Here is a 12,224-nt window from a genome sequence, read left to right on the forward strand (position 1 = left end):
CATGCCTGTGAAATACATACCCTATTATCCCAATACCGTAACGGGGCAGGCGATATTAGACAACATCACCCGCACCCGCCGGGTATTGCGCTACCGGGACAACGGCAAGGTGGTGGACCGCATCAAACGGGGAATGCCGTATTATGAACTGGAAAAGATTGAGGAAGTAAGAAGCCAGACTGACATTCCTTTGCCAAATAAAGAGGAAGAACACGGGGAATTTCAAAATCTTCTCATCCGCGGCGAGTGCATTTCCGCCTGCGCTTACTTGCAAGATCAAGGCGTCAAGGTTGACCTTGTCTATATCGACCCGCCCTTTGCCAGCGGCGCGGATTACGCGAAGAAAGTGTACCTAAGGCGGAATCCTGAGTTTGCCGAAAAAATCGCCAACGCGGAAGAGGAAATGGATCTGGAAGAACTCCGCTCCTTTGAAGAAAAGATGTACGGCGACATCTGGAACAAGGAAGATTACCTGAACTGGATGTATGAAAACCTCACGGCCATTAAAAGTGTGATGAGTGAAACAGCCAGCATTTATGTGCACTTGGACTGGCATATCGGGCATTATGTCAAGGTGCTGATGGATGAGGTGTTTGGCGAGGATAACTATAAAAACGAACTGATATGGCAAAAAACGACGGCGCCAAAGGCTCAATCTGGGCAATTTGCTAATGTACACGATATGATATATCTGTACTCATGCACTGATGATTATCTATTTAATAAACTTTACACAGATTATAGCGAACAATACTTACAAGACTTTTATAAATATGAAACAACGGACGGTAGAAAATACAGGATTTCAGACTTTTCACAAGCTGGGCAAGGAAGCCCAATGTATTTTGGAAAAGACGGAAAATCACTTTTATTAGAGCCTCCATCAGGAAAACACTGGATATGGGGTCAAAATAAAATTACCGATGGTGTGATAAATAAACGTATTATTTTATCAACAAATAATGTCCCCGGATTAATACGTTATTTAGACGAAATGCCAGGGAATCCATTAAGAGATATATGGACAGATTTAAGTGCAATAGGACCTGGGGCAAATGAGAATGCTAACTACGCCACCCAAAAGCCCGAAGCTTTGCTCGAACGAGTCATCCAGGCGTCTTCCAATGAAGGCATGATCATCGCCGATTTTTTCGGCGGCAGCGGTGTTACGGCCAAAGTTGCGCATGACCTTGACCGCAAGTTTATTCATGTGGATGTGGGGATCAATAGCATTCAGACCACGCGTGACCGGCTGATTGCCGTCGGCGCCCAATTCGATATTTACGATATTCAGGACGGCGTGTCGCTTTTCCGCAACCCCGTGCAGACCATGGATAAATTGAAACGCCTGATTGCCGGCCTGAAAAATGAGGATTCTATAGACAGCTTCTGGGAAGGCGCGGTGAACGACAGCAAACTCGGCCTTATGCCGGTATATGTGCCGAACCTTCTTGACCACAGCACAAAGGTGCTCGACATACCGCTTATGAACCGCATCATGAACGAAGCGCTGCCCGACCTGCCGGACGGCGTGAAGCAGGTCATTGTTTACTATGTGGACATCGAAAACGAGCCGGAACTGAAAAAGTTTATCGCCGACTATAATGCGACCAATATTCAGATTGAACTGCGGGATTTAAAGAGCATCCTCGATGAATGCGTTATCAACGATGAAGCGGATTATCAGCTTGAAGAAGTGGAGAGCGGATTTGCCATAGAATTTAAGTCCTTTGTCAGCGACCGGCTTATTCAGAAGATTGACGTCTACAACCAGAAAAAACTCTTAAACGACGCTAAAAACGGATCGTTTGATGAAAACGGTTCTGCAAATGGCGATAACGGCAACGCCGAAAACGGCAATGGGAGCGGCAGCAAAAAACCGTTTACTCCGATAGAAATCAGCAACAGGGGGTTGGAACTAATCGAGCTTGTCAGCCTTGATTGTACAAATTCTGACGGCGTCTGGAAAAACGATATGGAACTCAAAGTGGATAAGAATGGCCATGTCATTCTGAATGGCCGCAAGACAAAGGAATACTGGCACGGCAAAATCGTTGCCGCAAAGAAGCCGTTGCGAATGAAGATACGGAATATCGCCGGAGACGAGTCTGTTATTAATTTACAAGAGAGGTAATTGCAAAACTCCGTGTCATGCCCGAAAGCGGAGCTTAATGTACACAATGCTTTTGTCGGGCATCCATGATTTAAAATAGTTAAAAACTGGATTATGAACATTAAACTTCGTTTTCCCGCCCAGAAGCGTCGCGGGAATGACAAAAGGGTATAGATTTTCAAAGCTCTCTCCGCTGACGTCGCCCGGGGTGTCCCACTATCCATTTACTAAGTGTATTTGTACGAATTAGTAATTAATAGTTAATATATGTCTTTTTTGCGTTGCAATTTTCTTCTCCATCCTTTATAAGTGCCGTCAGTTTTTGAAATGCGCCCCCGCTGGGGTAATTATTCCCAATAAAAGCGGTCGGCAAGGTGATTAGTGACGGAGAACGATATTATTGGAGGGTGAGAAAATGAAACAAGGTGGGAAGATGGGTTGGAGAGCGGCGCTGGTCGCCCTTGCAGTGATGACGGTTATGGCGTTGCCAGGCTTCGCGGCGGGCCCGGCGCAGAGGAACATAATCCTGGCCACGACAACCAGCACGCAGGATTCGGGGCTCTTGGACGTCCTGATCCCGGTCTTTGAAAAGAAGACCGGCTATTTTGTCAAGACAATCGCCGTCGGTTCCGGCCAGGCGATGGCGATGGGGCAGAAGGGCGAGGCGGATGTGCTCTTGGTGCATTCGCCCGCGGCGGAGAAAAAGTTCATGGCGGAGGGATACGGGGTGAACCGCCTGATCGTGATGCACAACGATTTCGTTGTAGTTGGCGCGCCTGCCGATCCGGCCGGGATCAAAGGGACAAAAAGCACGCCGGAGGCCTTCAGTAAAATTGCTGCCGCGGGATCATTGTTCCTGTCGCGGGCGGACAATTCCGGCACCCATGCCAAGGAAAAGGGCGTCTGGAAGGCCGCGGGGATCAACCCCGAGGGGCAGAAATTCTATCAGCAGACCGGCCTGGGCATGGGGCAGACGCTGAACGTCGCGGCAGAGAAGAAGGGATATACACTGGCCGACCGGGGAACCTATCTTTCCATGAAAAAAAATCTTGGCCTGGATATCCTGAAGGAGGGCGACCCGATCCTGCTTAACGTCTATCATGTGATTCAGGTCAATCCGGCGAAATGGCCGAAGGTAAATGCCGAAGGCGCGAAGGCCTTTTCCGACTTCATGGTCTCCGCAGAAACTCAGGGAATCATCAAGACCTTCGGCATCGCCAAATTTGGAGGAGCGCTTTTCTTTCCCGATGCGGGCAAGAAGGAATAGCAGAGCCGGGGCAGTATGGAACTGATTATTGAGGGGTTCAGGCAGGCATTTTATCTGATCTTTACGCTGGATCGGGAAGTCATCGGGATCACGCTGCTGTCGCTCAAGGTGTCGGGGAGCGCGACCTTGATCAGCATGGTCGGCGGCATCTTTGTCGGCACGGCGGTAGCGCTCGCCCGATTTCCGGGAAGGCAGTTGGTCGTGAGCCTGATCAACACCGGGATGGGACTCCCGCCGGTGGTAGTCGGTCTCTTCGTGACGATTTTCCTCTGGCGCAACGGTCCTTTAGGTTATCTGGATATTCTCTATACGCCGACTGCGATCATCCTGGCCCAGACCGTGATTGCCGCCCCGATCGTCACAGGCATAACGCTCGCGGCCATCCAGAACCTGCCTCCCAATCTTCGCCTCCAGATCCTCGCCCTGGGCGCCACGCGCCTCCAGATGGTCTGGCTGCTGGTGAAGGAGGCGCGCCTGCCGCTTTTGGCCGCCGTAATGGCCGGCTTCGGCGGCGTCATCTCGGAGGTCGGGGCATCCATCATGGTCGGCGGGAACATCAAGGGCTACTCCCGTGTTCTGACGACGGCGACGGTGATGGAGACGAGCCGGGGGAATTTCGAAATCGCCATCGCCCTTTCGGTAATTCTGATGCTGCTCTCCTTTCTTGTGAACGCGATCCTCACGAGGATTCAGCAGCGGGAGAGACCCCGATGAGTCACGCGGGCGAGCAGGAGGTTTTACTCAAGGCCGAGAATTTGCTGGTGCGCCGGGGCGGGGCGACCGTGCTCGATATTCCCGAACTGAACGTTTTGCCGGGACAGTTCCTTGTTCTGATCGGTCCGAACGGCGCGGGGAAATCGACGCTGTTGTTGACCCTTGCCGGTCTGCTTGCCCCGGTCCGGGGAAAGCTGCTGTTTCGCGGCGCCAGTATTGGCGCAAGGGGTTTCGACTATCGCCGCCAGATTGCGATGGTTTTTCAGGAGCCGCTTTTGTTTGATGCTACCGTCTTTGATAACGTCGCGGCGGGTCTTAAAATCCGGGACGTGGGGCGGGCAGAGATCGGCAAAATGGTTCCGGAATACCTCGAACGTTTCGGCATAGCGCATCTGGCGAAACGTTCCGCCCGGAAACTCTCCGGCGGGGAGGCGCAGCGCACGAGCCTCGCCCGCGCCTTCGTTACCAACCCGCAGATCATTTTTCTCGACGAACCCTTCTCCTCGCTCGACCCGCCGACTCGCGACGCCCTTACCGACGATCTCGAGCGGATCATCCGCGCCACGCGGACAACGGCGGTTGCCTCGACCCACGACCAGACGGAGGCGCTCAGGCTGGCCGACCGTCTGGCGGTAATGGCGGAAGGACGGATCGTGCAGATCGGGACGTCCGCCGAGGTGCTGTACAAGCCCACTAATGAGGCGGTTGCCTCCTTTGTGGGTGTGGAAACGGTTCTGCCGGGACGGGTTGTGAGGATCGACAACGGCGTTTTCACCGCCGCCGTCGAGGGGGGCGAAATCGAGGCGGTCGGTCAAGTCCGGCTGGGAGAAGCGGTGCTCTGCTGCATCCGGCCGGAGCACGTGACCGTATCCACCAATGGCCACCCCCGGACGACGAGCGCCCGGAACGTCTTTTCCGGAACGATCCGGGCGATTACGCCGCTCGGCCTTTTCCAGCGGATTCGCGTTGATTGCGGATTCGGCCTGGTCGCCTATGTGACACGCCAGTCCCTCGAAGAACTCCATCTTGAAGAGGGAATAAGCGTTACGGCCTCCTTCAAGGCAACGTCCGTCCACGTCATTCGCCGCGGCGGAGGGACAGGGATGGCTCGGTCTGCGCCTTCCAAGCCCTGAGCGGACCTTCTCGACTCACCAATCATGCCCCAAGTTCAGCCTTTCTGATCCCGACCGTCTATTCCGCTCAACAAGATTATGCGACAGTTATTATAAAAAGCGCTGAGTCAGGCGAGGTTTTGTGCTGAACTTTTTATGAGGCCGCAAACCTTAAAACAAGCGTGGCAATGATCAGCGCGACCAGGACGGCGAAGGCGCCAAGATCATGCCGAAAAAAAGCAAACTCGCAAAGCGTGGTGCGCAGGCAGCCGCGCTGGTAGCCCCTCGCCTCCATCGCGAGGGCGAGCTCATCGGCGCGACGGAAAGCGGACAGCAGCAGGGGGACGGCAAGCGCCACGACGGCGCGGCCCCTCAGGACGAGGCCCCCGGTTGTAAAATCGGCGCCCCGCGCCATTTGCGCCATTCGGAGCCGTTCATACTCCTCCAGCAGCATCGGAACGAACCGCAGCGCCATCGCGATCATCAAGGCAAGGTCCTGCGATGGGATTCCCACTCTTGAAAGCGGCCGGAGCAGACGTTCAATGCCCCCGACGAGGGCGGAGGGGGCAGTTGTCAGCGTGAGAATGGCGGCGGCAAGGATGAGGCTGGCGAACTGCCAGGTGACGTAAAGCCCGCGGAGAAGGCCCTCCTTCGTGATCCGGAGCGGCAGCGGGGCAAGGGTGAAAAGGGGAGTCCCTGCGGTAAAGAGGAGATGCACGAGAAAGATCACTGCCAGGAAAAACAGCACGGGCCGGAGCGCCTCCAGAACCTGTGTGGGCGTCATACGGGCGGTAACAACGATGGCGACGAGAAAGGCGCTGATGAGCGGTATTTCCACCGCCGTCGCCCCGAAAATGAGGAGGCTGAGCGCGACGACGGAAACGATCTTTACCCGGGGATCGAGGCGATGGAGGAGCGTATCGCCCGGCAGGTATTGCCCCAATCGGATCATTCCGCGTTATCTCCCGGAGGATGAAGCCCGATCGCTGTCCGGAGTCCGGGCTTGCCGAAGATTTCCTCCGGCGTTCCTGTTCGCAGGAGCAGCCCCTGGTCCATGACCGCGACCCGGTCCGCCTCCGCGACGTCGCGCAGGTCGTGGGCGATGTGGATAATCGCCATCCCCTCCCGGTTCAACCGCCGGATTATCGCGAGTATCCGTTCCCGGCCCGCCGCATCGAGATAGGCGGTCGGTTCATCAAAGGCGATGTAGCGGGGGTTCATGGCCAGTACCCCGGCAATAGAGAGGAGGCGCTTCTCCCCACCGGAAAGGGTATGCGGGGCGCGTTTCTCGAATCCCGTCATTCCGACCATCTCCAGTGAAACAGCGACGCGACGGCGGATCTCCGGGGCGGGAAGGGCGAGGTTCCCCGGGCCGAAGGCCACGTCCTCTTCCACTGTCATCCCGACTATCTGGCTGTCCGGGTTCTGAAAGACCATTCCCACCCGCCGCCGGATCTCCCGGACGGAGGAGCCGTCGGTCGTCATCATCCCGTCCACGCAGACCGTTCCGGAGGCCGGAAACAGGAGGGCGTTCAGGTGCTTGATCAGCGTGGTCTTGCCGCAGCCGTTGGGACCGATCAGGGCTGCATGTTCGCCCTCGGCGATCTCGAGGCTGATTCCCCGGAGAGAGTCGGGAGCTGCGGCTTCGTAACGGTAAACCAGGTTTTCGACACGAATCATAGGAGCTGTCCGTGCAGGCGTTCCCGGAGCTTGATCGCGATCCAGGCAGTCAGAACGATCTTGAGCAGGTCGCCCGCAAGAAAGGGAAGAACGCCGACAGCCAGCGCCTTCAGAAGCGTAAAACGGGCAACGAGGCTAAGCTGCAAAACACCCAGCGCATAGAAGACCGCCGTCCCGGCAACGAGCGATAAACAAAGCCACGCAAAGCCGGGCCTTTCCCTCAGGGCGGTGAGTTTGCCGATGACGAAGGCGGCGACGACGAAGCCGATCAGATAGCCGCCGGTTGGCCCGAAGAGGACGCCAATGCCCGCCTTGCCGCCGGCAAATACCGGCAGACCAATGATGCCGAGGAGGAGATAGACCACCTGGCTGAGCGCCCCGAGACGGCCCCCGAGCAGCGTTCCGGCGAGACCGAGAAACAGGGTTTGGAGGGTAATCGGCACTGGCGGGAGCGGGATGATGATGTAAGCGCCCACGGCGGTCAGCGCCCCGAAGAGAGAGGCATAGACCATGCCACGGAGGGAGGTCTGTTCTGGATTCATTTTGGGGCTTTCAATCCTTTATCGTATGTAGTTTCCGCGAACATACTGCGATCCGACCGGATTTTCAATCTTTAATTGCAGGCAGGACTAACTTGACGCCGCTGGAACGACAACGGAAGTTCCAGATTGTTTTCTTCGAGGAACGCCTGGTTTGAGAGGATTTCCGCCGCCGGACCGTCGGCAACAACCATGCCGCTGCCGATCACAATACAGCGCTCGCAGACATCGAGGATCAGATCGAGATCGTGGGAGGCGATGATCTTGGAGTGTTTGAATGTCTTGAGCAGCGTAATTAATGAGCGCCTTGACCGCGGGTCGAGGTTGGAGGCGGGCTCGTCCATCGCCAGGATATCCGGTTCCATGGCCATCACCGCCGCGATCGCGACGGCGCTCTTCTGTCCACTCGACAGATGGTGCGGCGGTTTGTCCTGAAGATTGCGGCTGTTGACCATAGCGAGGGCCTTGTGCACCCGCTCCCGCACGGTCGCCTCATCCATCCCGAGGTTGAGCGGGCCGAAGGCGACATCGTCAAAAACGGTTGGCATGAAGAGCTGGTCATCAGGATTTTGGAAGACGATTCCGACCTTCTTCCGGATCTCCTGCCGCGTTTTTTTGTTCAGGGGCAGGTCGCCGATGGTGATCGAGCCCGCAGTCGGCAGCAAGTAACCGTTCATCTGCTGGAGAAGCGTGGATTTTCCCGCCCCGTTGGCGCCGACGACGCCGACGGATTCGCCGTGGGTGATCCGGAAATTGATCCCGTTGAGCGCCTCCGTTCCATCGGGATAGCGGTAGGAAACATCTTTGAATTCAACTATATGATGGCTCATTAAAACAGCTCCTGCACGACCCGGCCGAGCTCTTCGGCAACGGGGAAAAAGCGGAAAACTCCCAGATAGGCGATCATCACCGACAGGAACAGCAGATCGGGGAGCGCAATATGGGACCGTTTGAGGGTCGGGATGTCTCCCTGGAATCCCCGGGAGAGCATGGCGTAGTAGATCCTCTCTGCACGATCCATCGTTCTGAGAAAAAGAATCCCGATCAGGCGCACGAACATCTTCATGCCTGCGCCGTGCGACCCGAAGGAACGCATCTCCCTGGCCCGGATAATCCGCATCGCCTCTTCCATCAGGACAAAGAGGTAGCGATACAAAAAGAGGAGCTGCGAAACAAACAGGGCCGGAACGCCCAGACGCCGGAGCGCATGGCAGATGCCCGGAAATGACGTCGTTGCGATGAGCAGAAGCGCTGCGCTGATCGTGAGCGCAAACTTCATGAGAATCGAAAGAAAAGATATCCATCCCGCGGACAGGGAAACGCCGAAGATGACGGCCACTGTTTTCGTATCCAACAGCGGGTTAAAGATGCCTATGAAAACCGCGAAGGGGGAAACGACTATGATCTTCCTGATCATGAACCGGACGGGGATTTCGCCGATGGTCAGCAGCAGCACGGGGTATAGAAAAAAGGGGGCCAGCGCAATGACCTCGTACTTGGGAAAAGAGATGACGGTGAGGAGAAACAGCATCGTGGCGATCACCTTGGCGCGCGGGTCCAGACGATGCACGAAGGTGTCCCCGTAGGAGAGCCGGTCCAGCCGGCCGATATCGAAATATTTCTCGTCAAAGGTCATGGTTTCATCCTGGCGAATCCGCAGCGCCTTCTAAATGTCAGCCATTATTGATGCCCTGTTTACGCATCTCTGTCCCGGGAGGATCGGACCCCTATGCCGATAAGTACGATCATTCCGAGAACGACAACAGCGCCGACGATGCCGGATACAGAGGTTTCCGCCTTGATTCCCGGCCATGCCATCGCCTCCACTTTTTTCGGGTCAGGGCCCTCCGGTTTTAAGCCGTAATCGGGGAGAAACGCCGTCTTTTCCTGGATTCCCCTGAGCACACGGGCAATCCCGCGCTCCGCCTCCCGCAGTTCGCCCTTGCCGGTGACCTTTTCGATGGACCACTCCAGACCATCCGGATGGGTCGAAGCGAACCAGGAGAGGGTCCCGCCCGTTATGATTACCAATACTGCAAATGTCATCATAACCTTCTTCAGCGAAACCTCCGCACCCAGAGGACGGGCTACGGCAATGCTCTCGAGAATCTCCGGTCTGGCGCTGCGCACATAATTGATGACTCCGGCGGTTACAAACCCTTCCACGATCCCGATGGCCAGGTGTATCGGTTGCATCATCAGAACAAAGGCACTAAAGGACAGTTCACTCTTGCCGGACATTAGCGTTTCCATGACAACGGAAAAAGCCCCGAGCTGCAGTGCCGCGACACCGCTCACGAGGGATGCGACAAGGATTCGCCCGGGGTTTTTGCTTTCCCCCGCCCATGGTTTGTAGATTAACGGATAGACGAGGTAGCAGGGATAAACGCCGAGGTTCCAGATGTTGCAGCCGAGGGCAAGCAGTCCGCCATCGGCGAAGAAGAGCGCCTGAACCGTCAGGACCGAGGCCATGACGAGAAAGGCTGCATGGGGACCGAGGAGGATGGCCAGGATCATTCCGCCCCCCAAGTGTCCGCTTGATCCGGTCCCGGGGATCGTAAAATTGATCATCTGCGCCGCAAAGATGAAGGCGCCGAGGACCCCCATCAAGGGGATCATCCGGTCATCGATCCGTTCCTTCAGTTTCTTCGAGGCATATCCGCCTACCACGGCCGTTCCGGCCCACAATGTCGTCCCCACGGCGGGGGAAAGCAAAGCATCCGCCATGTGCATGATCGTTCCTCCTTCTTAAGAATACAGTGATGATTTATGAACCGCGTGCATCAAAATCTGAACGCCATTCCCGCCATCAGCGACCATTCGGTTTCAGCAGCGGTCAAGCCGTATTTCACACCGACATCAATATCTATACTTTCAGAAAGGGAGTAGATGACGCCGCCGATGAGAAAGGCAGGGTCTTTGTCCGCAGCCTTGTCCGAATTTCGCTCGATCCCGACATTCCCGACAACTTTTAGGTTCTTGATAACCTCATAGGTCGTAGCGAGGGATGCATGCCAAATGTTTTTCTCTTCATCCGCCTTGTTTTCGTTCCCGATGTAGCCGACATTCACATGGAAAGCCCAAGGCTCGACCTCCTTCGAACCGATGATAAATGCGTGGTATCCGGTCCGCCCGGCGCCGAGTCCCTTTTCGTCGTTGCCCGTTGGTATCCGCAGGCCTGGTTTCAACGCAAAGCTCAGCCCGTCTTTCTCGAAGAATCGCCACTTGGCCTCAACGGTCGTGTCCGATATCCCTCTTTCATCATAGACCGTGGCTCCGTCTTCCCTAACTTTTCCCCACTGATAGGGCAGGCTCAGGACAATATCCGTATTCTCGATGAAGCCATAGGAGAAGGTCGTCGAAACCTGACGACCGGTTGATTCCACCGACACGCCGTTGAGAGTTTCCTTTTCGGAGTCGTGCTGAGCGCTGACCTCCACCTGAAACTTTCCTTTCCCCTGCGTGCCGGCGTCGTCCGTGATGAGCGGATGGGCACCCCAAGCGACCGCAGGGACCAACAACAATATACTCACGAACAAACTCTTAACCGCATAACACATTCTTTCCATTCCTCCTTTCAAGTGTTATGATTATAAAATTCGTAACACGACCGGGGAAAAAATAATACGCCTACCCGATCTCCCTCCCCGTGCTCGACATGCTGAGGGTCCCGTGCCGAACCCCCTTGATAGAGGTTAGGGCGTCGGCCAGCCGCTGCACCTCTTCCGCCTTTCCCCGGGCGGCGATGATCTCCAAGCAATTGTGGTGATCGAGATGAATGTGCTGGGTGGAGATAATCACATCCTGGAAGTCATGCTGCATATCCATCACCCGAATCAAGACATCACGTTTGTGATGGTCGTAGATGAGGGTGATGGCGCCGGCCACATCGCACCCCCCCTGCCACTCCCTCTCGACCAGCTCCCGGCGGATCATATCCCGCAGGGCCTCCGAGCGGTTGGTATACTGTTTTGCCCGGATCAGGTCGTCAAACCTGTCGAGGAGATTTTTTTCTAAGGACACCCCAAAACGAACCAGTTCCGACATCACGCCTCCCGTGTTACGTTACGGCGGCTTGTGGCACACCCTGTCGGCGCTGTCAAGCATTTTTATCAATATCCGGATCTTGGATATGGCTAACGCCAATTACCTGATAAAGTTAGTAACCACTTTCTCTTCGTTTGGGGGTGGTGTAATTTTACCGGCGGTGGCTTCTTTCATCTTTAACAACCATGCCATATTTTTACCGAGGACACTCATGATCTGTGCGCCTTCGCCATCCTTTATTGCTTCACCGGGAGTTCTGCCGTGTATGACATTCCAATACCTCGATGTGGCAATGATCATTTCGGAATAGGTGAGATAATGGGTCAAACTATCCAAAGCCGCAGAACCGCCTGTCCTTCGCACCGCTACGACTGCCGCTGCAACTTTATGACGAAATAAATTCCCATTCGATCCGGCGACAAAGAACATGCGGTCCAGAAAACTTTTCATCGTACCCGGTATCCCCGAATAATAGACAGGCGAGCCCAGGATAATGCCATCGGCTTGTTTGACTATCTGTATCAAATCGTTCAGTTCATCAGCTTTAATAGAGCACTTTTCATCTTGAGTTATGGCACATTTTCCGCAAGCAATACAGCCATGGATCATCTTATGGCCGATGTGGAGTATCTCGAACTCGATACCGGCGGCTTTAAGTTCATTCCCGACCATGCTTAGTGCATGAAAAGTGTTTCCTTCTTTGTTAGGACTGCCGTTTATTGCGATTACGTTCACTGATTGCAGGACCTCTT

General features: G+C 55.2%; 13 protein-coding genes. 4 read left to right on the forward strand and 9 right to left on the reverse strand.

Annotated features, from left to right (window positions below; all coding sequences use genetic code 11):
• The first annotated feature begins 1 nt into the window (after window position 1).
• The 4 genes from M0P74_06365 (at window position 2) to M0P74_06380 (ending at window position 5,227) form a co-directional block, all read left to right on the forward strand.
• Complete coding sequence (locus tag M0P74_06365; GenBank protein ID MCK9363208.1) at window positions 2–2,134, forward strand: site-specific DNA-methyltransferase; 2,133 nt, start codon at window positions 2–4, stop codon at window positions 2,132–2,134.
• A 394-nt stretch (window positions 2,135–2,528) separates the two neighbouring features.
• Window positions 2,529–3,380, forward strand: a complete 852-nt coding sequence (locus M0P74_06370; protein MCK9363209.1) for a substrate-binding domain-containing protein — start codon at window positions 2,529–2,531, stop codon at window positions 3,378–3,380.
• A 15-nt stretch (window positions 3,381–3,395) separates the two neighbouring features.
• Window positions 3,396–4,094, forward strand: a complete 699-nt coding sequence (locus tag M0P74_06375) for an ABC transporter permease (GenBank protein MCK9363210.1) — start codon at window positions 3,396–3,398, stop codon at window positions 4,092–4,094.
• Entirely contained in the window at window positions 4,091–5,227 is a 1,137-nt protein-coding gene (locus M0P74_06380; GenBank protein MCK9363211.1) for an ABC transporter ATP-binding protein, read from the forward strand. The genes M0P74_06375 and M0P74_06380 overlap by 4 nt, the downstream gene beginning before the upstream one ends.
• A gap of 133 nt (window positions 5,228–5,360) precedes the next feature.
• On the opposite strand, the gene M0P74_06385 is transcribed toward M0P74_06380, so the two are convergent.
• From M0P74_06385 to M0P74_06425, 9 genes are all read right to left on the reverse strand, one after another.
• The gene (locus M0P74_06385; protein ID MCK9363212.1) at window positions 5,361–6,158 is read right to left on the reverse strand and encodes an energy-coupling factor transporter transmembrane protein EcfT; all 798 of its coding nucleotides are present in this window, start codon (window positions 6,156–6,158) and stop codon (window positions 5,361–5,363) included.
• On the reverse strand, window positions 6,155–6,886 hold the full coding sequence (locus M0P74_06390; GenBank protein MCK9363213.1) for an ATP-binding cassette domain-containing protein: 732 nt from the start codon (window positions 6,884–6,886) through the stop codon (window positions 6,155–6,157). The genes M0P74_06385 and M0P74_06390 overlap by 4 nt, the downstream gene beginning before the upstream one ends.
• A complete protein-coding gene (locus M0P74_06395; protein ID MCK9363214.1) occupies window positions 6,883–7,428 on the reverse strand; it encodes a biotin transporter BioY in 546 nt (181 codons plus the stop codon). The genes M0P74_06390 and M0P74_06395 overlap by 4 nt, the downstream gene beginning before the upstream one ends.
• A 71-nt stretch (window positions 7,429–7,499) precedes the next feature.
• Window positions 7,500–8,255: an energy-coupling factor ABC transporter ATP-binding protein gene (locus M0P74_06400; GenBank protein MCK9363215.1), complete on the reverse strand. Its 756-nt coding sequence runs from the start codon at window positions 8,253–8,255 to the stop codon at window positions 7,500–7,502.
• Window positions 8,255–9,061, reverse strand: a complete 807-nt coding sequence (cbiQ, locus tag M0P74_06405; protein ID MCK9363216.1) for a cobalt ECF transporter T component CbiQ — start codon at window positions 9,059–9,061, stop codon at window positions 8,255–8,257. The genes M0P74_06400 and cbiQ overlap by 1 nt, the downstream gene beginning before the upstream one ends.
• A gap of 59 nt (window positions 9,062–9,120) precedes the next feature.
• A complete protein-coding gene (locus M0P74_06410) occupies window positions 9,121–10,158 on the reverse strand; it encodes an energy-coupling factor ABC transporter permease (GenBank protein ID MCK9363217.1) in 1,038 nt (345 codons plus the stop codon).
• A gap of 50 nt (window positions 10,159–10,208) precedes the next feature.
• Window positions 10,209–10,958, reverse strand: a complete 750-nt coding sequence (locus M0P74_06415) for a transporter (protein MCK9363218.1) — start codon at window positions 10,956–10,958, stop codon at window positions 10,209–10,211.
• A gap of 97 nt (window positions 10,959–11,055) precedes the next feature.
• A complete protein-coding gene (gene nikR, locus M0P74_06420) occupies window positions 11,056–11,472 on the reverse strand; it encodes a nickel-responsive transcriptional regulator NikR (protein ID MCK9363219.1) in 417 nt (138 codons plus the stop codon).
• Window positions 11,473–11,571: 99 nt separating this feature from the next.
• On the reverse strand, window positions 11,572–12,207 hold the full coding sequence (locus M0P74_06425) for a flavodoxin family protein (GenBank protein ID MCK9363220.1): 636 nt from the start codon (window positions 12,205–12,207) through the stop codon (window positions 11,572–11,574).
• Window positions 12,208–12,224: the final 17 nt, after the last annotated feature.

This window comes from Syntrophales bacterium (genome assembly GCA_023229765.1).
In the GTDB taxonomy this organism is placed as follows: Bacteria; Desulfobacterota; Syntrophia; order Syntrophales; family UBA5619; genus DYTH01.

Bases quoted from the DNA above. Each gene is read 5' to 3' on its own strand.
- M0P74_06365 (MCK9363208.1), top strand. From the start codon at position 2: ATGCCTGTGAAATACATACCCTATTATCCCAATACCGTAACGGGGCAG.
- M0P74_06370 (MCK9363209.1), top strand. From the start codon at position 2,529: ATGAAACAAGGTGGGAAGATGGGTTGGAGAGCGGCGCTGGTCGCCCTT.
- M0P74_06375 (MCK9363210.1), top strand. From the start codon at position 3,396: ATGGAACTGATTATTGAGGGGTTCAGGCAGGCATTTTATCTGATCTTT.
- M0P74_06380 (MCK9363211.1), top strand. From the start codon at position 4,091: ATGAGTCACGCGGGCGAGCAGGAGGTTTTACTCAAGGCCGAGAATTTG.
- M0P74_06385 (MCK9363212.1), bottom strand. From the start codon at position 6,158: ATGATCCGATTGGGGCAATACCTGCCGGGCGATACGCTCCTCCATCGC.
- M0P74_06390 (MCK9363213.1), bottom strand. From the start codon at position 6,886: ATGATTCGTGTCGAAAACCTGGTTTACCGTTACGAAGCCGCAGCTCCC.
- M0P74_06395 (MCK9363214.1), bottom strand. From the start codon at position 7,428: ATGAATCCAGAACAGACCTCCCTCCGTGGCATGGTCTATGCCTCTCTC.
- M0P74_06400 (MCK9363215.1), bottom strand. From the start codon at position 8,255: ATGAGCCATCATATAGTTGAATTCAAAGATGTTTCCTACCGCTATCCC.
- cbiQ (MCK9363216.1), bottom strand. From the start codon at position 9,061: ATGACCTTTGACGAGAAATATTTCGATATCGGCCGGCTGGACCGGCTC.
- M0P74_06410 (MCK9363217.1), bottom strand. From the start codon at position 10,158: ATGCACATGGCGGATGCTTTGCTTTCCCCCGCCGTGGGGACGACATTG.
- nikR (MCK9363219.1), bottom strand. From the start codon at position 11,472: ATGTCGGAACTGGTTCGTTTTGGGGTGTCCTTAGAAAAAAATCTCCTC.